Below are 22,343 nucleotides of genomic sequence, written 5' to 3' on the forward strand. Positions count from 1 at the left end.
GCTTTGACGGGAACATTTCCGCTCATCGGCCTTGAAGGGGCAGTTACCGCGATTCTCGTGGGATGCGCATTTGCGTGGCCCCGAGTTTGCGCCGGGCTTTTCTCTCGAATTGAGAGCCAATTTCGTATTCTCGCCCGAAGGCCTAAAACCGCGATAGCAGTTGTGGGTCTCACCGCTCTCTTGCTGCGACTTGCAATTCTTCCTATTCTTCCAATTCCGATTCCTCTCCGCCCCGACGAATTCAGTAACCTGCTTGCCGCAGATACGTTCTGTCATGGGCGTTTGACCAACCCCACGCCGACAATGTGGGTCCATTTTGAAACCATACACGTCGATATGGTTCCGACTTACATGTCGATGTATTTTCCTGCCGAGGGTTTGGTTCTGGCAGCTGCAAAGGTATTGTTCGGGCAGCCCTGGTTTGGCGTCATGATCGGCGGAGCCGCGATGTGTGCGGCCGTGTGCTGGATGCTTCAGGCGTGGCTCCCGCCATCCTGGGCGTTGCTGGGTGGATTTCTGGCTGTGATGAGGATCGCGCTCTTCAGCTACTGGACGAGCACGTACGACAATGCCGGACCGATCTCTGCGCTTGGAGGGGCGCTTGTGCTTGGCAGCCTGCCGCGTTTCAGGAAAGATCGTTGCGCGCACAACCTGCTATTGATGGGCGTTGGAGTCGTAATTCTGGGTCTTTCTCGCCCCTACGAGGGAGTTCTTCTTTGCATACCGGTCGCGGTGTCGCTCCTCCACTGGTTCACGACAGCAAGGCGGCTGCCGGTCGAGACGCTTCTAAAGCGCGCGGTGCCATGCTTGGTTCTGCTTCTGATGGGAGGGGGGTGGTTGGGATACTACAACTACCGAGCGTTCGGAAGTCCACTTACGCTGCCGTACACAATTAACCGCGCAACTTACGCCACTACCCCCTATTACGTATGGGAGGAGCCCCGCCCCGAACCACATTATCGTCACCCGGAGATGCGGCTCTTTTACAAGACCGACGCCATCGACTACTACCGCGTCCATTCCATTGCAGGATTCCCTGAGATGACGCTGATCAAAGCCGTTCGAGGGGTGTACTTCTTCTCTGGCATAGCCCTGATCCCGCCGTTGTTCATGATTCCGTGGGCCTTACGTGACCGCCGCATCCGTTTGCTCGTCATTTGTCTGCTCTTTTTGGCGGCTGGTATGACGATTGAGATATATCTCTTTCCGCATTATCTGGCGCCATTTACATCGGCATTTTACGCGGTGGGATTGCAGGCGATGCGCCATCTGAGGCTTTGGAAACCGGGAGGACTGGAAGTGGGAATGGCCTTGACCCGATTTTCCGTTGCTATTTGCGTTCTAATGGTTTGCGTGCGGCTCTTCAACAAGCAGCTGGATTGCCCGGTCCCCGAGCGGCCGGTAGCGACATGGATTCTCAATTGGTTTGGCCCCGATCACTTCGTCACGCAGCGCTCCATCGTGGAAAATCGACTTGAGCAGATTCCCGGCGGGCAGATTGCCATCGTTCGATACGCCGCAGACCACGATACCCTGGATGAATGGGTGTTCAATGCTGCGGACATCGATCGGTCCAAGGTAATCTGGGCTCGCGATATGGGTGATGCAGATAATCAAGAACTCCTTCAGTACTACAAGAACCGAAAAGCATGGTTGGTTCAGCCGGATTTACCCTCGGCGGAGGTCACTCCGTACCCAATGACAGGGAAGGTTACTGCGGTGCCTTCAGGCGGATCCGCAGCATGGCCAAAGATGTGAAAATAGAGACTCAGTGGGGTATGGTGTTGAAACAATGATCAACGGAAAACGCATCGCGGTGGTCATGCCGGCGTTCAACGCGGAAAAGACGTTGGAAATGACTGTGCGCGAACTGTCAGATCTGGTCGACATCAAGATCCTTGTTGATGACTCGAGCAGGGACCAGACCGTGGCACTTTCCCGTCAACTTGGCGTCCAGACTTTTGTCCATGATTCAAATTACGGATACGGCCGCAACCAGCAAACCTGTTACCGCGAAGCGCTCGCCGCGGGTGCGGACATTGTTGTGATGGTTCATCCTGACTACCAGTACACACCCCTGCTGGTTCCCGCCATGGCTGGTATGATCTCCAGCGGTGTCTACGATATGGTTCTCGCGTCGCGCATTCTTGGCGGCGGAGCATTGCGCGGCGGAATGCCGATTTACAAATACATTTCAAACCGATTTCTCACGGCATTCCAGAACCTGTTTTTGGGCGTGAAGTTGTCAGAGTACCATACGGGCTTCCGCGCATTCTCGCGCAAACTGCTTGAGACGCTCCCGATTCTCGAGAACTCCGACGACTTTGTCTTCGACAACCAGATGATCGCTCAGGCCGTAATGTTCGGCTTCCGAATCGGCGAGATCTCTTGCCCGACGAAGTACTTCGAAGAAGCGTCTTCGATCAATTTCAAGCGCAGCATGCAGTACGGTTTGGGCGTTCTGGCCACTACGCTCACCTTTGTCCTGCACAGATTCGGCGTGATGCACTTGGCGCGATTCGACGCCAACGGTCGAACGGTTGGTCAACAGCTCTATGCTGCCGGAAATCACCCTTGAAGGATTGAAAGCGAAACAGGATATGCCAAACATACGCGCGATGAGTGTGTTCATGATCCTGTTGAGCAGCGGGATTTCGATCCTATTGGGCGTTCTTGTCGATCGAACGTCTCCGGGTGGAACCGAAAACTATAGAGCTGTCTATTACGGCGCCCGCTGCCTGATTGATCGCAGCGACCCTTATCGGGCCGGCGAGTTCCTTCGTGTCTACGCGGCTGAGAGTGGGGAGTTCCCGTCCGATCCGTTCAAGAAATTCCTCTTTCTTCGCGCCGTCTCAATATGTGTAAATCTTCCCACCACGCTCTTCCTGGTGGCTTCGCTCGCGATACTCCCCTGGGGAGCGTCGCATGTGCTTTGGCTCGCGTTGATTTCTGTCAGTCTCACAATCGCGGCGTTTCTGGTGCACGATTTGGCGAGAATATACGCGCCCCGCATTTCCCTCCTCCTCATCTGCATCCTGCTCGCGAACAGCGAGGTACTCTTCGCGGTGGGCAATACCGCGGGAATCGCGGTGAGCCTTTGCGTAATTGCCGTCTGGTGCTTCGTCAAGAAAAGGTATGAGTGGCTCGGCGTTGTCGGCCTTGGCGTTAGCCTGGCTCTCAAGCCGCATGACTCCGGCCTGGCGTGGCTCTTTCTGGTCGTCGCGGGAGGTGCATTGCGGAAACGCGCTCTGGAGGCCCTGGCAATCACAGTTCTGCTGGCTGTTCCGGCGCTCCTATGGGTTTCGAACGTTGCCCCCCACTGGCCCCGGGAACTGGCTGCTAATCTTGCGGTGACATCCGCCCCTGGCGATATCAGCGACCCGGGCCCTCATTCGATCAGTCGACGTGGCAGCGCTGACGTAATCATCGACCTGCAAACGGTTGCCAGCGTGTTTCGCGACGAACCGCGTTTCTACAATCCCGTGGCGTTGGCGATCTGCGCATCTATCCTGGTCATTTTGCTGATCACCATGCTCCGCAGGTCGGATGCACAGGCAAGTATCTGGTGCGGACTGGCTTCGATTGCTGCACTCTCGATGCTCCCAAGCTATCACCGGCCATACGATGCCAAGCTCTTGCTCCTTGCGGTTCCAGCCTGCGCCATGCTATGGGCGGGTGGGGGTTGGCTCGCGCGGGCCGCCGTTGTGTTGACCACTTTGGCCGCGACATTGACGGGAGACATTCCGCTCGCGATCATCTCGATTCTTACGCGGAATATCAACGTGTTTCAAATGGGACTGACCGCAAAGGTGCTTACGATCTGGCTGCTGCGTCCGGCCCCGCTCATTTTGCTCTGCACGGCGATTTTTTACACGTGGATATACGTCCGGCGGGCGGTTGGAACGGAAACCGGAACATTGAAGAAGACGCCTGAACATCCCGTATCCTCTGTCACGGGCAGGTCCTATCGATTGCCAAAAGCGGCAGGAATTTGAGAGTCATTGCATCGGCTCTCGCTGAAGGATGGCGAACCATGAAGAGATCGCGGTTGAGCGGCGTTTCCGCCCTCCTTTTCGGAACGGCTCTCTTCATCTTCCTCGGTTCTGTCTTTGAGATTCACGCGCCGGGGGTAGCCGGAGATTTCAAAGCTTCCTATTACAGCGCGCGCTGCTTCGTCCAACGGGGATGTGACCCATACGCCGAAGGCGACGTATTTCGATTGTACGAGGAGCAGGAACACGCGCACCTTCCCGTTTCCGACAGCAGCCGGTCAGTGGTTACGCGCTACGTTTATTTGCCGACCGCATTCCTCTTTACAGCCCCCTTCGCGTTGCTTCCTGTTGGGCCGGCGCATGTCCTCTGGATGACCGTGACCGCGGCCAGCCTGGCTCTTGCCGGATTTCTGATGTGGAGCTTCGGTCTTAATGACGCGCCTCTGGCGTCTGGCGTGCTTCTGGGGTTCCTGCTTGCCAACAGCGGGATGGCCCTTGCCATCGGCAATCCGGCCGGCGTTACCGTCGGTTTATGCGTCATAGCCGTCTGGTGCTTCGTGAACGAAAGATTTGTTCCAGCGGGGGTCATCTGTCTGGCGATCAGCCTCGCCCTGAAGCCTCACGATGCAGGTTTCGTCTGGTTGTATTTACTGCTTGCCGGCGGAACACTCAGACGGTGTGCGCTGCGTTCTGTCGCTGTCTACGTGGTGTTCACTCTTCCCATCCTTTTATGGACGACCCGCATCTCGCCGCACTGGATACAGGCTCTACACTCCAACCTGCTGTGGTTTTCACAGCAAGGTGGAATCAATGATCCGGGTCCGTCCTCCTTTACGGGCCACGGAGTCATTCGCGCGATCGATTTACAGGCCGCGATCAGCGTCTTCAAAGACGATCCGCATTTCTATAATGGAATGAGCTTTCTTGCATGCGGCTTACTCTTCTTCGCGTGGACCTTCGTCGTTTTGCGTTCGCGCCAGAGTTCTGCCGGGCTCTGGTTCGTGTTCGCAGGCATTGCAGCGCTCTCAATGCTGCCCAGCTATCATCGGCCTTACGATGCCAAACTGCTTCTGTTGACGGTTCCCGGTTTCGCTATTCTGTGGGCGGAGGGAGGTGTGGTTCGGTGGGCCGCCCTTCTGGTCACAGGCTCGGCCATATGTGCTACGGGAGACTTTCCATTGGCAATGCTCGCCTTGTTCGCTCGGCGACTACCGCTATCGGCTGACAGTTTCTTCGGAAAGCTCATCACGGTTTTGCTCTGGAGCCCAACTCCACTCATCTTGTTGGTCACTTCCATCTTCTTCTTATGGGCCTTTGTGCGGCGGAGTTCCCGCAGTGTTGCAATCAGTCCCTTTGCAGGCTCCACAAACACTTTCACTTCCGGGATAACCGTTTCATGACTGACTCAGCGTCTTTGTAGACATCCAGGAAATCAAACTTGCTCTGACACAGAATGGGACTTGCATATGAAGAAAGGACGGCTGGATGGACTGATCCTGGTGTTGCTGGGCATGATTGTATTTCTGGTCGTCGGCATTGCATGGCGGCACGTTTCCCTGATCGAAATGGGTGATTTCAAGGTCGTGTATTACCCTGCTCGATGCCTCCTCCAGCATGGCGATCCCTACAGCGAAAGGGATGTTCTTCGCGTCTACCAGGGCGAAGATCGAGAGCGGCCCAACGAACCGATTCTGGACCGCCAGGTCAAGACCCGTTTCTTCTATCCGCCCACGGCTCTCATTGTTACGCTTCCGTTCGCCTTCGTCGGGTTTGCTGCGGGGAAACTGCTTTGGACCGTTTTTCTGACCCTGAGTCTCGTTCTTGCCTCGATTCTCGCGTGTGATATGGCTGGCGACCTTGCTCCCCTGCTTTCTGGTTTTCTGGCCGGGTTTGCCCTCATGAACAGCTTCTGGCTGTTCATGGTTGGCAACGCAGCAGCGATAGCCGTTGGTTTGTGCGTGATTGCGGTCTGGTGCTTCTATCGTGGGCGTCTTGTAGTGCTCGGCGTGCTCTGCCTCGCTCTAAGCCTTGCGCTCAAGCCCAACGATTCAGGTCTGGTGTGGTTGTGCCTTCTTCTCGTGGGAGGCGCCTTCCGCAAACGTGCGTTGCAGGCTCTATTCACCGTTGTAATCCTGAGCCTTCCGGTCGTTCTCTGGGTCACTTACGTGTCTTCGCATTGGCTGCAGGAACTTCAAGCCAACATGGCATTCTTTTCCGGCGTCGGCAGCATTGTTGATCCCGCGGCAACCGGCATGACCGGGCGCAATATGGACTCGCTCGTGCAACTTCAGTCGGTTGCCGGCATCTTTTTTACGAATCCCTCGACTTATAACCTGATCGCGTACGCCATCGGCATTGTGCTGATACTCATTTGGGTAGTCTTGACAGCACGCACCCGGCCCACCCCGATTGGAGTTTCTCTGGCGCTTGCGGCCGCTGCGCCGCTCTCGATGCTTCCCACATATCACATGCAGCACGACGCGAAACTCATCCTGCTCACGATTCCAGCATGTGCCATGCTCTGGGCCAGAAGGGGAGCGCTCGGCTGGCTGGCCATGCTCGTTACCGCCGCGGGATTTGTCGTCAACGGGGATATCTTCTCGGGCATTCGCATCCTGCTTACGCGCGGCATCCTGGTGCCGCAGCCTACGTTCGCAAGCCGCTTGATAACCGTCGTTTTTACCCGTCCAGCTCCGCTTGTCTTGCTCTTGATGGCGGTCTTCTACCTCTGGGTCTTAGCAAAGCACTCTTTGCTCGATCAAGAAAATCGAGGCTTTGAAGCATTGCCTGAGCAGGTTACCGTTTCAAATCGAATTCGCAGTTCCCCGTTCTCAACCATGAAAATAAAGGCCAATCCTCAGGCGAAGCTCGTTATGTGGCAAGGAGATTGAGATTTACGGCGCTCACAACATCGCAGTGACCGAGATCCGCGACGTTCTGCTGTCCATTGCGGCTTTCTTTCCCGTCGCGGTGTGCCCAGGCTACCTTGTCAGCTGGATCACTGACCTTTATCGCTTTCGCTCCCGTTCGTTTGTGGAACGGATATTGTGGAGTATCCCGGCATCGTTTGCTGTTTCAACTATCGCATCGGTGTTGATCGCGTGGGCTTTTTCCCTGATCGCCGTGGTACGGGTCTTCGAGGCCGGCGCAGCCCTTTGGCTGGCCCTTCTTGTCTGGGAGAGCAGGAAACTGCGCCGGAACAACGCGAACTTGATTACCGGCTGGCAGCCTTTAGGTGGCTCAGCCATCGTCTGGGCTGCCCTCTGGATCGCAGTTGCCGTCCTGTCCCTCGTTGATTTCGAGTATCACCATCAGCTTTTCATGAGCCTCACCATCTACGATCAAGGGGCGAGGGTCAGCTGGACTGAAAGCATCCTGCGCACCGGCGTTCCACCGGCCAATCCGTACTACTGGTACCAACACGCGAGCGCCATGCGCAACTACTATTTCTGGTATGTCATTTGCGCGGTAGTGGCTCTCATGGTGCATGTTTCTGCTCGTACCGCACTGATGGCCAGCTGTGTGTGGTCGGGATTTGGCTTGGCAGCTCTCATCGGTCTCTACCTCAAGCACTTTCTCGGCGTCACGGAGAAATTGCGCCGGCATTTCATTGTCGCCATTTCGCTGCTGATGGTTAGCGGACTCGATATCATCGTTCACATCTGGAATTACATTTATTGGCGAATCCCGATCTTCAGCCATCCGCGAGCATGGTTCGTTGGCCAAATCGACAGTTGGTTCGTGACGCTTTTATTCGCCCCGCATCACGTTGTCAGCCTTGTGTGCTGCATGTTCGCCTTTCTCTTGGCATGGATGGGAAACAAAGATGGCAGCGGGCGCCTTGCCCCGATCGTGATGCTTATCGCCTTTGCGTTGGCCAGCGCTTTCGGCCTCTCGCTCTACGTTACATTTGCATTTGCTTTGGTGATGTTGGCCTGGGGACTGTGGCAGTTCATATTCGAGCGGAGTTTTCGTTCTTCGATGATGCTGGCGGCTGGTTGTTTGGGCTCTGGCCTTCTCCTCATTCCCTACCTCAGGCAACTGGCCGGTTCATCATCCGGGATGCACGGCACCTCCCCCTTTGGTTTTGCCGTTCGCGAAACCGTCCCCCCCGGCCGGCTGCTTTCATCGGGACTGTTCCAGTCCATCGCCTTATCTCACCCGTTAGCGGCTAAGAACCTCGCCAAACTTCTGCTCCTCACTCCGGGCTTGGCCGTTGAGCTGGGCTTCTTCTTCGGTGTGTTTCTCCTTTACCTGCTTCCTGCCCTTCGTTTTCGCGCGCAACTCACTCCCGCACGACGCACGCTCATCTTCATCAGTGCGGCTTCACTCATCATTACGTCCCTCATCCGATCCTCTGTGATTTCCTACAATGACTTCGGCTTTCGGGGAGCTCTGTTCATGCAATTCTCGTTGCTTCTACTGGGCTCAGAAGTCGTGATGAGCTGGCAGGGCCGGGATTCGAAGCAGAAGTTGGCCGAGGATCAGTCGCCGGCGCCTGCCAGAGCACCTAACTGGCTGCGGTCGATCCTTGCTCTTGTTTGCGTCGTCGGAGTGCTGACCACTGCCTACTATGGGGTGATGTTCCGGTTCACCGTTCCTCTGGTGGAGGCGGCTCACGAGCGCGCCGTTCACGATCCAATAGCCGGCAATCTCTCTCACGACGCTTACATCTCATCCATTGGATACGCTCAGCTGGACGCGGTTATCCCGCGCGCTGCTATCGTGCAATTCAACCCGTCTCTCCCGAACGACTTCTGGGGACTTGTGAACCTCGTGGCTATCGATCGCCAAGTCGCGATTGCGGGGGACAAGCCGTGGTGCGGTTCTGAACTGGGGGGAGATCCAACCGGCTGCGCGGCTATGGCCTCAGCCCTTGATGCCCTTTTTATCGACTCTACCGACGAACAAGCCCGCTCAATCTGTCGCCGGTTCGGAATTCAGTACCTCGTCACCACCATTTACGATCCCGTATGGAAAGAAAGGCGAAGCTGGGTCTGGACGCTTACGCCGGTTGTACAAGACCCGGAGTTTCGAGCGCTCGATTGCCGTTAGCGAAGACGCAGCCAGGTTCGCTTGCCCAAAGTCTCGCGGGAATGGAAAGATTCGCATCGAGAGCAGGAGGACAACATCTCTATTCTCCAGTCAGTCACAGCGTCCCAGCTCATCGAGAGCTTACTCGCAATTCCGGCCTTTGCTCCTGTGACAATCTTCCCCGGATACGTTGTGGCCTGGTTCACCAATCTGCACGGCTTTCGCCAGCGGACGGTTATAGAGCGCCTTTTCTGGAGCATTCCGCTATCCATCGGGATCTCGACGATCTCCTCAGTATTAGTCAGTCGATTCCTCTCGCTTACGACAGCAGCCGTCTCGCTCAGTCTTTGCGGTGTGGTTTTCCTCGGATGCCTCGGTTGGGAATGGTTCCATCTGCACCGGACCGGTGCGAAGTGGCCCTTGGGTTTTCATCCGCTGGGCGGCATCGGAATTGCGCTGGCATTCGCGTGGACCGCTCTTGCGATTCTGTCGTTGATTGACTTTCAACGCGGCCAACAATTGTTTCTGAGTCTGACGTTTTTCGATCACGGTACGCGTGTCAACTGGGCCGATGCTGTCCTCCGGACGGGACTACCGCCTGATAATCCCCTCTACTTTTTCGAACACGCAGCCAATCTGCGTTATTACTATTTCTGGCTCGTCGACTGCGCCGTGATCGCGCGGATTACGCCATTCCCCATGCGCGTGATCGTGATCGCCAGCTGCATATGGTCCGGATTCAGTTTGGCAGCTCTCGTCGGTCTCTATCTCAAACACTTCCTGCAAGTGGGCGCTCAGCTGCGTAAGCAATTTCTGGTATCGATTGGGCTTCTCGCAATCACCGGTCCCTACATTGTGGTCGATGTGTGGGACATTTTCATCTTGCACAAATCGCCCCCGGGCATCGAGGTATGGCCCGAAGGCCAAATTACGAGTTGGATCGACAATTTCTACTTCTATCCGCATCATGTCGCGAGCCTGGTTTGCTGCATGCTGGCGTTCCTGCTGGCTTGGATGGCTAAGGAGCATCGTGGCGGGCTGCAGCTTGGGACTGCGGTCATGATTGGGGTGTCCTTTGCCAGCGCGTTCGGGCTGTCTATTTATGTCGCTTTCGTTTTTTTCCTGATCGTTCTTGCCTGGGGGATATGGCAGCTCGCCGTGGAGCGCGAACCAAAGCCGGTTTTGTACCTGGCGGCGGGCGGCGTGCTGGCCGCTGTCCTGCTCCTCCCCTATTTGCAGGAGTTGACCCAGGGATCGTCTAGAGTACATGGCGGCCATGTTTTTGGTTTTGCAATTCGCGAAACAATCTCTCCGGCCGGCTTGCTTGCCCTGCCTATTTTCCGGAACATTGCAATTGCGCATCCGGGGCCCGCACGGGCTTTCGCCAAACTCATCTTGATGATCCCCGGATATGCCGTGGAGTTGGGATTCTACTTCCTGGTAATGGTTGCTTACCTCGTCCCTCGCTGGCGAGCTGAGAAGCCCCTGAATTCCGCGCAGAGAGCGCTGCTGTTCCTCGCATTTGCGACGTTTCCCCTCATCTCCTTCCTCCGTTCAGAGGTTTTGACCATAAACGACTTCGGCATTCATGGTGGCATGTTTGTGGAGTTCCCCCTTCTCTTGCTGGCATCGGGCTTCGTAATTGGCTGGAGTCGCGGAAAGCACAAAAGCGCGGCGCTTGTCCGCGGTCCCGAAGCTCCCCAGGCTCCGCTCTGGCTGACATCGAGTGCCAAGGTCTGCATGTTTCTGGGTGCGCTCAGTACCGTTTATATTGCAGCCATCCTTCGTTTCGGAATCCTCGCTCTACCCGATGTGCGAAATGGCACTCTCCCTCATAAGGCGTACATCTCCGCACTTGGCTATGCGCAGTTGAATACTGAGATCGCTCGCAATGCCATCGTGCAGTTCAACCCCAGTTCTCCTGACACATTCTGGACAAACATCGATCTGGCCAACATCAACCACCAGGCCGCCATCACCTCAGACCAGCTCTGGTGCGGTTCCGAGCTCGGCGGTGATCCCTCCGGCTGCCCGGACATGATCGCAGCCATTCCGCCGCTCTTCAAGCATGCCACCGCTGAAACGGCACGAGACGTGTGCCACATCTACCACATCGACTATCTCATCGCGAATATTTACGACCCCGTCTGGAACGACCGCACCAGCTGGGTCTGGACACTTAACGCCGCAGTCACCAACCCCGAGTTTCGCGCGCTCGACTGTCGGCGTTAATGCTGAGGTAGCGGCCTCAACCCTAACACTTGTCGCTGACTATCAACTGCACGCCTTTTAAGCCGCGTTCCTTCAACTCTGCAAAAACTGCGTCCAGCTGATCTTGTTTTCCTTGGCTCCCTCACTCACTGCCAGAATCTCCCGGTACCCGGTCTGCGCCACTCCAATGGCCACCAGCACGGAGACGTTCTTGAGTTCCTGACTTCTCCGCCCCACGACCGCTTCAGCCACAACCCGTCTAGGAACACATACGGGAAGTCGCCCACCAAGGGCCGCAACCGCCACTCGTCTATCTTGCCGTAGATCTTCTGGTTCAGATCGCTCACCATCGAGGCCGATACCTTCGTACAGCTTCGCATCGACTTAAATATAGATGCCCATATTTACTCAAGTACTCAAGCGCCAACCGGCCTCTAGGTGGAGAAGCTCGTCATCGACTTTATGGACATGTCGATTCCGGAGGTCGGCTCGATCCTACTGCTATTCCGGCACGCTCTGGCTCTGAATCCGGATTACTGCGTGGCGACGCTGAACTTGAGGTCCCGACCTTCTTCGAGCCAGTGAAGGAGAGAGGCTTGATCAAGGAGAGCGAATGGCAGGAGGGGAAAGTACCAGTCGGAGCAGGTGCCGTCATTGCCGCCCGGGCAATTACAGACTGGAATACACGTACACCAACAGCTGAATTGCTGCTGGCATGGGAATCAACTAGGAAGTTCTGGACATCAAGTCGGGAGAGACCCTAGCCGAATCTGCAGATCTCTCGAACTAAGCCGCACAGCCGACTGCGATCTACTTTCCACCCGTCGCCGACCCTGAATTCCAGGCTTCGGACTGCCGCTGACAACAAGACTCTGAATCATCTTGATCGATGATGATTGGGATCACGATTTGGCCACGCCGGACAATTGAACATAGGCCCCATGTTCTCCAGGGCTCCTCAAAGCTGCAGGAGGATAGGGAGTCGACGTGTCATCAAACTTCAAATCTGGCATTATGCCGCAGCATCGAAAGCACATTGGTAAGATGCGCTCTTTCCGCAAAAGAGCCATGAGCTCGGCTCGCTGAGGTCCATTCCACGCGTCGTAGATGCTGCCGCTCAAGATGTTTCCAAGTGTGTGTCCGTCACCGCATGATGCGATCCTGCCGTCAGGGAAAACGTCAACCCGGTGGAATGGCAGTGAGCACTTGGAAGAGCTGGCAGGTCGGCGCGGGGAATAATAATCGTTCAGATCCAGATCAAAATTGAAGTCAACGCGCATGTCTGGGTACTGCCGTTTCAGCTTCTCGCGTGTCCTGGCAAGAGAAGCCTGAAGATCGCGCACTTCGGAACGATCGAAGTAGGCGTCCGCATCGGGGATATGATGCATCATGAGTTGGTCGCCAATTCCTGTCTCCGCCTTCATCTTGTGGTGTGCTGCCATGGCATCGTCGTTCATGAAGCAGTAATTTTGTATCATCCAGCGCCGCACGCCCATTCCATAAACCGCATCCGCAATGCGGTCAATGTCGCGATAGTTTGCTTTCGTTATTACTGACGATATACGGAGGATCGGAAAGATGCCGCGGCGAAGGCGATTGACTTCTTCGATGCCCGCCCGAATCGCTTCGAACGATCCCGGCACAAGCCCACGCTTGTAGCTCGATTCCTCGTCCCAGCCATCCATCGAAACGAGAAGCACCTTCAGCCCTGCTTCTATCACTTCGTGGGCCCGTTTCTTAAGGTTGAAACCGTTCGTAACGATATAGGAAGGAAGTCGGTACTTCGTGAGAAGAGCAATCGTGTCGAAAAGCCGGCCATACAGGGAAGGTTCTCCGCCCAGCAACTCAACGTAGCAGCCGTGTTTGGCAGCTTCGGTGATCGCTTTCTCGACGACTTCCCAAGGGGAATCGCCTCGGCCCTCCTTCTGACGTTCCTCGCGCGCAACTCCAATCGAGCACATCGGACAAGCGAAGTTACAACGGTTTGCGAGATGCAGGAGGATTCTCCGAGGGAATCGAATCGATCCATTCCCCGCGATGCGGTCGCGCACCGCGTTCATCGAGCAGCGCGGGCTGGCCAGGGAGAGTCGAAACGCCTCATACGGCGACAGTAGAGACGAATTTCCAAATCTAAACATGCGTTCCTAGTCCTTCAAATCTCCGCTAAAAACCAATGCAAGTCAAGGGCGAAGTACCACTGCTGCATTACCTTGGATGAACAGTTGGCGCAAAAAAGCTATGAAACGAGATATCATCTTGGAATCCGACCGCGAAAGGGCTGAATGTGCAGGAAGCGCATCGATGCGTAATTTGCAATGGGGATATCCAACTCCTCAAGAAAGCCCTCGTTTCTCCATTTCTGGCTCAACGAATATGGAACCGTAAGGCGTTCGATGTAAATCTCGTGCGGTGCACAGATTGCGGCTTCTCGTTTTACAATCCCCGGCTCGAAAATGACGAACTCCAAAGGCTCTACGAGAGCTATCGCCTTCCCGAGTACCTCGAAATGCGCAACTCCTTCGAGCCTTGGTATACGCCGAAAATGAACGCAGAGCTTGCATCCTCCTCCTTCTACAAAAAAAGACGGGAGAGGCTCAGCAAGACCCTTGCGCCGCACCTTGAAGGCAGGCAGATCCGCAGGGTCCTCGATCATGGCGGCGATCGAGGAGACCTGGTCGCGGGCCTCTTTCCAGAGGCCGAAGCATTCGTCTTCGATATCTCCGGCGTTGCCCCGGCCGACGGGGTCAAAGCGGTTTCCGACCCCACTGAATGTGCCGCAGACCTGATCATCAACAGCAATGTTCTCGAACACGTCGGCTTCCCGTTGGCTCTGGCGAAACAAATACTGGATAGCGCCCAGGCCGACAGTCTCGTGTTTCTCGAGGTTCCTTGCGAAATCCCCACTGGCGCGTATCGCGTGGCTCGGCGGGTCGCGCAAATCGCCGTGACCACAGCGATGCGCCCTGCCAAGTCATCCGCGTTGATGACTCCGAAGGCTCTTTATCTCATGCACGAACACATTAACTACTTCACAGTGCGCTCGCTTGAGACTCTGATGAAATGTGCCGGCGGAACGATTATCGCCGCGGGCTCTTATGAGAGCAGCTCGGTAGCTGGAATGGCCCAGTTCGCCTGGTGCCTCGGAACGCCGGAGAAGAGGAAATAACCATTCGAGGACATCCTCTGCACCGAAGCCGCGCACACCCCATCGGCGGGTATTTCCTATGCTAGACTTTGGGTCATAACGACATGTCCATCACACCAGATGATCAGATCGAACCCCAACCAGCAGGAGTTCGGGGAGGCCAGAAACTGATCACGATCCTGACTCCCTGCTACAACGAAGTGCTCAATGTGCGCGAGATTCACAGGCGGGTGATGGCATTGGCAGATCAGCTCCCTGAATATCGATTCGAGCATCTCATTGTCGACAACGCGTCGACAGACGGCACCGTCGAACTGCTCCGCCAGATGGCATCGGAGGATTCCACCGTCAAGGTGATCCTCAACGCTCGCAACTTCGGCGCCGATCGTTCGGGAATGAACGGACTTTTGCAGGCCCGGGGTGATGTCGTCGGTGTTGTCGCGGCAGACGGGCAGGATCCGCCCGAACTCTTCGTCGAGATGATTCGCCAATGGGAGAAAGGATTCCCGATCGTCGCCGCTATCAAGAACTCGAGCGACGAGAGCGGCCTGATGTATAGCATTCGTACTGCCTACTATCGCCTCGTGGCCCGCCTCACCAACGTCCAGATCCTCGAACACTTCACCGGATTCGGCCTCTACGACCGCTCCGTGATCGACCAGATACGCGCCAACTTCCGGGATCCCTATCCCTACTTCCGCGGCATGATCGCCGAACTGGGACTGCCCATCGCCCGGGTCACTTACAACCAGGCCCGCCGTGAGCGGGGCATCACCTCGAACAGTTTCTATTCCCTCTACGACCTTGCTATGTTGGGCATCACCAACCTCTCCAAGGTTCCCTTGCGCTTCGTCATCTTCGCCGGCTTCATCTCCGCATTTTTCAGCTTCCTGGTCGGAATGTTCTACATGGTCTATAAGCTCGTCTTCTGGGCCAACTTTAACGTCGGCATAGCCCCAGTCGTCCTCGGTCTCTTCTTTCTCGGCTCCGTCCAGCTCATCGCCCTGGGAATCATCGGAGAATATGTCGGCTCAATCCACACGCTTGTGCTCAAGCGACCTCTTGTCACCGAAAAAGAGCGCATCAATTGGTAGGTCCTCTTTCCGTGAAGATCCGCCCATCAGAATCATCCAGGCACTTTGTTCGCTATCTTTTTGTTGGTGGCTTCAATACGCTTTTCGGCTTCGCCATATTTGCGTTCTTGAATTGGTTATTTAGCGGACTTGGATCGTTTAGTTACATGCTGGCATGGGCGTTGGGTAATGTCATCGCAATCACGGTGGCGTTCCTAGGGTACAAATGGTTTGTATTCCGTACGCGCGGCAATTACCTAGTCGAATGGGTACGCTGCTTTGGCGTTTATAGCAGCGGCTTGCTTTTTAGTGCCATAGCTTTGCCCGTGACGGTTATGATCCTGCACAGAACGATGCACAGACCGGAATACGCTCCTTATTTTGCCGCTGCCGTTCTAACGGTTGTGACCGTGGTTTTCAACTTCCTGGGCCACAAGCACTTTTCCTTCAGGTCAAAGTCGACCGAAATCTGACCGGACCCGTGCTCTTCGCCCTAACCAATCCAGGTAAATCCCTCTGCTATAAAGAGCTTTCTGATGCCGTTCCCTATTGAAAACAATTGGATATAGAATAATTGCAATTCAGCAGTTTTCCTTCGGATTAGCGGAGCGGAGGTGTTCCCAAGTTCGGCAAAGCGACGACATCTTCTCATACGCGTCCGGGAGTCTCTGGAAGTTCTTCCAGTCGGCGCGTCATCCTGCGCGATGACGAGATTCCGCTTTCCCCAAGCTTCGCGCGGCTGCTTGCTCAGTGATGCCACATGAACGATCGGATCTCGGATTCCTGTAGAGTCACCAAATTCCACAACTAACTTGCTGGAAACGAAAGTACCGAAGCAGATACTACCGGTCAAGGCCCATTTTGCCTATCAGTTGCACCGTTTTTGTTACACTCGGTGGGAGTCATGGGATCATCTTAGCTAAATTGGCTCTTCAAGCAAAAGAGTGTTTGTTCGCTTAACCAGCGCTCCAAGGCTTTTGACGCCCGGCTAGGTGGTCCGCATGGGGCGTCGACCCTTGGGGTGAATTTAAGGGGTGGTCGGTTGATCAAGGTTTCTGACTATGTCGTCCAGTTTCTGGTGGACCATGGGATCCGGGATGTCTTTCTGGTTTCTGGCGGCGGAATCATGCATCTTCTGGATGCGGTGGGCCGGAATCCCGATATCACCTATTACTGCAACTATCACGAACAAGCTTGTGCAATTGCGGCCGAGTCCTACGCGCGTGTGCGCTGCCACGTTGGAGCCTGTTTGGTAACGACAGGTCCCGGCAGCACGAATGCACTCTCTGGAATCGCCGGAGCGTGGGTCGACTCCATACCCCTAGTCGTGATCTCCGGGCAGGTGAGACGCTCCCTCATTGCCGATTACACCAAGCTCCGGCAATTTGGGCCGCAGGAGATCAACATCGACGCGCTGGCTTCCCCCGTTGTGAAGTACTTCAAGACCATCACCGATTCAACCACGATTCGCCGAGAATTGGAGTGCGCGTGGTGGCATGCGACCACCGGAAGGCCCGGACCCGTGTGGATCAACCTCCCATTGGATGTTCAGGGAGAGTCTTTTGATGAACAGTCTGCTTCGGGCTTTGTCCCGCCGCAGGAAGATCTCATGGAAGAGTCTTGCCGCGTTGCGGAGCAAATCTCGGAGACCATCCGTCTTTTAAAGTCGGCGCGACGTCCGATCGTCATTGCAGGCAACGGGATTCACTTGAGCCGCGCTCACGATTCCTTTCGTTCCTTTATTGATAAGGTGAAGGCTCCTGTTTTGCTGACGGTTGGCGCTCCTGACCTGCTCGATGAAGAGGACACGCAGAATATGGGCCGATTCGGCCCGCTCGGCCAACGACGGGCCAACTTTGCTTTGCAGAATTCAGATCTGCTCATCTCAGTGGGAGCGAGTATGTCTGTTGGTTCCATCGGATTCAACGACAAGGCATTCGCTCCCAAAGCGACACGAATCATGGTGAACATCGACGGCAATGAAATGGAAAAACCCAATTTCACGCCGCACTTGTCAATCGTTGCCGATGCAGGCCAGTTCTTCAAGGAATTCCTGAAGCAAGCTGCGGAGTTCACATTCGAGCCGTCCACTAAATGGATGGACGTGTGCCGGAATTGGAGGGAGAAATACTCTACCATCACGCCCGATTATCTGGCCGACAAGGAATTCGTCAACAGCTACTATTTTGCGCGGAAGCTCTCGGACCATTTGCCATCGTCTGCAGTTGTTGTAACCGGGAATTCACTGGATTTTTGGTCCGCTTACCAATCATTCGGTATCCGGGCGGGACAACGCCTGTTCACGAACATCAACTATGGCGCTATGGGCTGGGATTTACCAGCCGGTGTGGGTGCCGCCGTTGCTTCCCGAGGGCGGATTGTATGCCTCTCGACCGGCGACGGCAGCCTGCTATTTAACATTCAAGAGCTTATGACAATCGGAAAGTACCGGTTGGCTCTAAAGATCTTCGTTCACAATAATCAGGGCTACGAAGCGATTCGCTCCACCCAAAAGAACTTTTTCGAAGGCAGATTTGTGGGGGCCGACTTCCAGTCAGGGATTGGCAATCCAAGCTTCCGCGATCTTGCTTCCGCTTTTGGTCTTCAATATGTGCACATCGCCAGAAATGACGATATCGAACGGGGCTTGGATGAAGTATTCAACATCGACGGCCCGGTTATTTGCGAGCTGAATCTCTCCCCGGTCCAGGCCCGTAGCCCGAAGACGTCAACCGTGCGGCGTCCGGACGGCTCGATGGAAAGTCGTCCGCTGGAAGATATGTTTCCATTCCTTCCGCCAGAGGAAGTCGCACGAAATATGCATCTTTTCGATGGTGAAGAGTGAAATGACTGCAACACACACGATCTATGACGTCGGAATGGTTGGCTTGGGGTCCGTCGGAGGGCGCCGCGTGCGGATTTTGAGATCCCTTCGTCGGAATTCGACGTTGCACTTGGATCGACGGAGGTTGGACCGCGTGGTAACGAGCAGTTCCTCGTCGCATTCGAGCCAGCCTATTGCGGGGCGTTTATGAAATCCCGACTCAACGCAGCCGTGTTCATTCCGGCAATGGGGAGTTGCCACCAGATCCCGCGCAAGTTCGTCCGTTTATTGAATGATCGTCCCTTGATTAGCTATTCCATCACGCTGGCATTGGAGATCGCCGTCTCAAAGGATGTTTTTCTTCTGACCGACGACGAAGAGATTCAACTCATCGGAAGCCGTGCGGGAGTGAGATCGATTCTGATTCAGGATCGCGCGGATTTTCCTCGCGTATTTGGTCGGGCTTACACGATAGATTTGCTTCTGAAACGGGAGGAAGCCCGCAAGCGACCATTCGATCACGTCATTTGGATGGGAGCATCTTCTCCCTTGGTTCGCGCGCGCGACATCGGGCAGGCTGTCTGGTACCTTGACGAGAGTAGTTATGATGCGGTCTTTAGTACGTCGGAGGAACCGCAGCGCAGCTGGATGCGGCGCGAGGACCGCACCTTCTTGCCTGCTTTTAATGAGGTTCAGAATGCCATGGGCACCGATTTCATGCATAAGGAAACCGGTGCTTTCTTCATCATGAAACGGCGTGCCATTTCGCCGCAAGGTTATATCGGCAACCTGGCGAGGCCGTTTCTTTTGCCGGAATCCCACTCCTTGGAAATCTGCAGTTTCAATGACTGGTGGGTTGCGGAGAAGATCCTCCGGCGGAAGCAAATCGTCTTCGTCGTTACCGGATCGCTGCAAATCGGCATGGGGCATGTTTTTCGCGCGCTGATGCTGGCCCAGGAGCTAACCGACCACGAGATCCAGTTTGTCTGCACACGAGGAAGTGAATTGGCCGGCAAATACATCGCGGAAGATCTATACCCGGTCTTTTATCAGGGCACCAATGAATCGCTGACGACAGCGGTTGCTCACCTTTCGCCCGACTTGGTAATCAATGACATTCTCGACACAGATGCATCCTACATGAAGGCTCTGAAGGATCGGCATATCAGGGTTGTCAATTTCGAGGACCGCGGTTCCGGCGGTCCGGTGGCAGATTTATGCATTAATGCCCTTTATCTCGGACACTCCGCGCCTAATGTTCTGTCCGGTTATAAATACTTCTGGCTCCGTTCTGAATTTGTAACGGCCAAGCCACAACCGCCACGAGAGAAAGTACGCGCTGTCCTGGTGACATTTGGTGGTACGGACGATCGCAATATGACTCTCCGGCTGATCCGGCTGCTCTTGCCGCTGGCGCTGGAGCACTCCTTCAAGATCATTGCAGTCGCAGGTCCGGGCAACGTACATCGCCATCAGACGGAGCGTTTTCTCGAACAGTGTCCATCGCGGCAGCGGAAGGCGGTCAAGTGGATCGCCAACGGCACACGGCAGATTTCAGAGCATATGTCCAGCTGCGACCTGGCAATTTGCTCGGCTGGGCGGACTGTCTATGAGCTGACAGCGTTGCGCGTGCCTGCCGTGGTGATTCCCGTTAACGAACGCGAAGAGCAGCATACCTTTGGCAAGAATGCTGGGATGGTATTCCTTCCGCTGTACAGCAAACTTTCTGATCAGAAACTGCTCGCGTGTATCTCAGAGTTGGTGAGCAACCGCGCCATGCGAGAGAAGATCCATAAAAAGCTTGGATCATTCGATTTCTCACAGGGTAAGCGCAACATAACTTCCAAAATCATTGAGCTCCTTCAACAAACATGAATGCCATTACGTTAGGAAAGAAGACTGTTACCGACGATCCCAATGCTCAGCCGTACATCATCGCGGAGGTTGGGGTGAATCACGAAGGTTCATTGGCCAGGGCGAAAGAACTTATCGATTTGGCAAGAGAAGGTGGCGCCGACGCAGTTAAGTTTCAGACATATAAGGCGGAGACGCTTGCTTCGAAACATTCACCTGCGTATTGGGACACGACCAAGGAACCTACGCTTAGCCAATACGAGTTATTCAAGAAGCACGATAAATTCGGTCGCGATGAGTTCGCCGCCTTGGCAGAGCATGCTACAAACGCAGGTATCGATTTTCTATCGACCCCATTCGACGATGCCGCGGTCGAGTTTCTCGACCCTCTCATGCGGTTCTTCAAGATCGCATCGGCCGATCTTACAAACACACCTTTCTTGCGGAAGATTGCTCGTAAGGGCAAACCCATCGTTTTGTCGGTTGGAGCATCAACACTGGAGGAAATCCGCACTGCAGTTCAGGAGGTAACCTCTCATGGTTGTTCTCAGATTGCACTTCTGCACTGCGTGTTGAACTACCCCACTCCAGACGAGGATGCCAATTTGAACATGATCCCAACGCTGGTACGCGTGTTTCCTAATTATGTTATTGGATATTCCGACCATACGCTCCCCGATCCAGCGATGGTCGTGACTACCACGGCTTTTTTGAAGGGAGCAAGGATTATTGAGAAACATTTCACGGCTGATAAGACACTTATTGGAAACGATCACTACCATTCCATGGATGTGAACGATCTGAAGGTTCTACGTAAGAATCTGGCGAAAATTCTGTCGCTCGGAGGCTCTTCGGAGAAAGTGCCGCTGGAATCAGAGCGCATAAGCCGCTGGAATGCACGGCGTTCTATCGTGGTGCAGCGGAGCCTCGCCACGGGAACGGTGATCACGGAAGACGCTATCACCTATAAGCGTCCAGCACATGGCATCAGTCCCGCAAATTGGGATCAGGTACTTGGCAGACGGGTAGCGAGAGATCTTGAAGAGGACCATGTCCTCCAATGGGCGGACTTGCTATAGCACTTCGCTTGCGAATTACCCGATTTGACCTTTACTTCCAGATTCGCGGCGACTGCTCGCTTGCCCTTAACGCTCACCTTCTCGGTCTTGGTACCACGAAGCCGTCCGGCGAATGGCCTCGTGCAAATCGACGCCAACGACGAGGCCGAGTTCTTCTCTTGCTGCGCGAATCGCCGGCACGTAGCGTTGGACAGGAGCGCCTGGCAAAGCATGCTGTTCGATGATGATCTCTGCCTTTGGAGACAAGATATCTGCAACAGTTTGTGCTAGCTTCGCGATGTTGATCGCCTCGTCAGACCCCAGATTGTATGGGCGCAGGGTTGGAGCACGAAAGAGAATGGTCCAGAGCCAAATCATTGCATCCGCCATATATAGGTAGGATCGCAAAGGAGTTCCATCCCCTTTCACCCGGAGAGGCTCCCCGCGAAGAGCATTACCGATAAAGTTGCCGATTGCGAAATGTGAATCTAGAGGCAGATGCGCGCCAACAAACGTGAAGCAGCGCGCAACTTTACAATCAATTGCGAAATCGCGGGAATATAGATGGCATAGCAGCTCCGCGACTCGCTTTCCTTCACCGTAAGCTGCGTTTTGTCCGGTCAACACTGGAGACCCCACGAAAGACTCGTCCGTCAATTCGATAGACGGAGGCTGGGAACCGTAAACGGCTCCTGAACTGGCAAGTAGAAGCTTCCTGGCTCTGCATGCCCGTGCGAATTCCAGCGTATGACGTGTGCCCTCAACGATCGTGTCCAGCGTTTGCAAGGGGGGTACCCCGCCTTCTGACGCCGCATGTACCACGTAATCAAATGTGTCTGTAGGAAAGTTGAAGTCGCGTACATCCCCGGGCAGCAGCCTGATTGCACCATCTCCAGCCAGATGCGGAGCGCTCTTCGCGAACGCCGTCGGCTTTCGCGTCAGCACCACCGCCGACGCGTCCAGCGCCAGCGCCCGATTTGCCGCACAAAAGCTCTCCACGATCCAACGGCCAAAGAAACCGGAGCCACCCGTGATGAAGAAGCGCTTTCCGCGCGCCTCTTCCCACAGTCCAGCTGTCTGCTGCGTGATGTACTCCAGGTCACACTTCAGCAGATTCATAATTCATCGATCCGGCCTTTCCCAACATAAGGG

The 22,343-nt window shown here is 55.1% G+C and carries 15 protein-coding genes and 2 pseudogenes; 14 read left to right on the forward strand and 3 right to left on the reverse strand.

The annotated features are described in order from the left end of the window. The 7 genes from WCA10_RS16050 to WCA10_RS16080 form a co-directional block, all read left to right on the forward strand. Positions 1-1,758, forward strand: a 1,758-nt coding sequence (locus WCA10_RS16050; RefSeq protein ID WP_472823524.1) for a hypothetical protein, incomplete at its 5' end; no start/stop codon positions are given. 34 nt (positions 1,759-1,792) lie between these two features. Beyond that, a complete protein-coding gene (locus WCA10_RS16055) occupies positions 1,793-2,578 on the forward strand; it encodes a glycosyltransferase family 2 protein (RefSeq protein ID WP_472823525.1) in 786 nt (261 codons plus the stop codon). 22 nt (positions 2,579-2,600) lie between these two features. Beyond that, positions 2,601-3,995 carry a glycosyltransferase 87 family protein gene (locus WCA10_RS16060; RefSeq protein WP_472823526.1) on the forward strand — a complete coding sequence of 465 codons (1,395 nt, stop codon included), beginning with the start codon at positions 2,601-2,603 and terminating at the stop codon, positions 3,993-3,995. Between the two features lie 38 nt (positions 3,996-4,033). After that, positions 4,034-5,392 carry a glycosyltransferase family 87 protein gene (locus WCA10_RS16065; protein ID WP_472823527.1) on the forward strand — a complete coding sequence of 453 codons (1,359 nt, stop codon included), beginning with the start codon at positions 4,034-4,036 and terminating at the stop codon, positions 5,390-5,392. 66 nt (positions 5,393-5,458) lie between these two features. Continuing rightward, on the forward strand, positions 5,459-6,883 hold the full coding sequence (locus WCA10_RS16070) for a glycosyltransferase family 87 protein (RefSeq protein ID WP_472823528.1): 1,425 nt from the start codon (positions 5,459-5,461) through the stop codon (positions 6,881-6,883). 25 nt (positions 6,884-6,908) lie between these two features. Next, complete coding sequence (locus tag WCA10_RS16075; protein WP_472823529.1) at positions 6,909-9,047, forward strand: hypothetical protein; 2,139 nt, start codon at positions 6,909-6,911, stop codon at positions 9,045-9,047. A gap of 21 nt (positions 9,048-9,068) precedes the next feature. Further along, positions 9,069-11,258, forward strand: a complete 2,190-nt coding sequence (locus tag WCA10_RS16080; protein ID WP_472823530.1) for a hypothetical protein — start codon at positions 9,069-9,071, stop codon at positions 11,256-11,258. A gap of 25 nt (positions 11,259-11,283) precedes the next feature. Here the strand turns inward: WCA10_RS16080 and WCA10_RS16085 are convergent. Together WCA10_RS16085 and WCA10_RS16090 are read right to left on the reverse strand one after the other, a co-directional pair. Beyond that, a pseudogene (locus tag WCA10_RS16085) lies at positions 11,284-11,581 on the reverse strand (transposase); the annotation flags it as partial. A gap of 558 nt (positions 11,582-12,139) precedes the next feature. Further along, positions 12,140-13,375, reverse strand: a complete 1,236-nt coding sequence (locus WCA10_RS16090; RefSeq protein WP_472823531.1) for a radical SAM protein — start codon at positions 13,373-13,375, stop codon at positions 12,140-12,142. Positions 13,376-13,641: 266 nt separating this feature from the next. On the opposite strand from WCA10_RS16090, the gene WCA10_RS16095 reads away from it, so the two are divergent. From WCA10_RS16095 to WCA10_RS16125, 7 genes and pseudogenes are all read left to right on the forward strand, one after another. After that, entirely contained in the window at positions 13,642-14,403 is a 762-nt protein-coding gene (locus tag WCA10_RS16095; protein ID WP_472823532.1) for a class I SAM-dependent methyltransferase, read from the forward strand. Positions 14,404-14,486: 83 nt separating this feature from the next. Continuing rightward, a complete protein-coding gene (locus WCA10_RS16100) occupies positions 14,487-15,476 on the forward strand; it encodes a glycosyltransferase family 2 protein (RefSeq protein WP_472823533.1) in 990 nt (329 codons plus the stop codon). Positions 15,477-15,487: 11 nt separating this feature from the next. After that, entirely contained in the window at positions 15,488-15,928 is a 441-nt protein-coding gene (locus WCA10_RS16105; protein WP_472823534.1) for a GtrA family protein, read from the forward strand. Positions 15,929-16,476: 548 nt separating this feature from the next. Then, positions 16,477-16,824, forward strand: a pseudogene (locus WCA10_RS16110) (thiamine pyrophosphate-binding protein); the annotation flags it as partial. A 153-nt stretch (positions 16,825-16,977) separates the two neighbouring features. Beyond that, positions 16,978-18,300, forward strand: a complete 1,323-nt coding sequence (locus tag WCA10_RS16115; RefSeq protein WP_472823543.1) for a thiamine pyrophosphate-binding protein — start codon at positions 16,978-16,980, stop codon at positions 18,298-18,300. Positions 18,301-18,486: 186 nt separating this feature from the next. Continuing rightward, positions 18,487-20,154 carry a glycosyltransferase gene (locus WCA10_RS16120; protein WP_472823535.1) on the forward strand — a complete coding sequence of 556 codons (1,668 nt, stop codon included), beginning with the start codon at positions 18,487-18,489 and terminating at the stop codon, positions 20,152-20,154. Further along, on the forward strand, positions 20,151-21,212 hold the full coding sequence (locus WCA10_RS16125; RefSeq protein WP_472823536.1) for an N-acetylneuraminate synthase family protein: 1,062 nt from the start codon (positions 20,151-20,153) through the stop codon (positions 21,210-21,212). The genes WCA10_RS16120 and WCA10_RS16125 overlap by 4 nt, the downstream gene beginning before the upstream one ends. A 66-nt stretch (positions 21,213-21,278) precedes the next feature. On the opposite strand, the gene WCA10_RS16130 is transcribed toward WCA10_RS16125, so the two are convergent. Next, positions 21,279-22,310, reverse strand: a complete 1,032-nt coding sequence (locus WCA10_RS16130; protein WP_472823537.1) for an NAD-dependent epimerase/dehydratase family protein — start codon at positions 22,308-22,310, stop codon at positions 21,279-21,281. Between the last annotated feature and the right edge of the window lie 33 nt (positions 22,311-22,343).

This window comes from Occallatibacter sp. (assembly GCF_049582745.1).
Taxonomy (GTDB): domain Bacteria; phylum Acidobacteriota; class Terriglobia; order Terriglobales; family Acidobacteriaceae; genus Telmatobacter.

Coding starts and splice junctions, on each gene's coding strand:
- WCA10_RS16065 (WP_472823527.1), top strand. CDS start 4,034: ATGAAGAGATCGCGGTTGAGCGGCGTTTCCGCCCTCCTTTTCGGAACG.
- WCA10_RS16130 (WP_472823537.1), bottom strand. CDS start 22,310: ATGAATCTGCTGAAGTGTGACCTGGAGTACATCACGCAGCAGACAGCT.
- WCA10_RS16120 (WP_472823535.1), top strand. CDS start 18,487: ATGAAATCCCGACTCAACGCAGCCGTGTTCATTCCGGCAATGGGGAGT.
- WCA10_RS16100 (WP_472823533.1), top strand. CDS start 14,487: ATGTCCATCACACCAGATGATCAGATCGAACCCCAACCAGCAGGAGTT.
- WCA10_RS16060 (WP_472823526.1), top strand. CDS start 2,601: ATGCCAAACATACGCGCGATGAGTGTGTTCATGATCCTGTTGAGCAGC.
- WCA10_RS16070 (WP_472823528.1), top strand. CDS start 5,459: ATGAAGAAAGGACGGCTGGATGGACTGATCCTGGTGTTGCTGGGCATG.
- WCA10_RS16055 (WP_472823525.1), top strand. CDS start 1,793: ATGATCAACGGAAAACGCATCGCGGTGGTCATGCCGGCGTTCAACGCG.
- WCA10_RS16125 (WP_472823536.1), top strand. CDS start 20,151: ATGAATGCCATTACGTTAGGAAAGAAGACTGTTACCGACGATCCCAAT.
- WCA10_RS16090 (WP_472823531.1), bottom strand. CDS start 13,375: ATGTTTAGATTTGGAAATTCGTCTCTACTGTCGCCGTATGAGGCGTTT.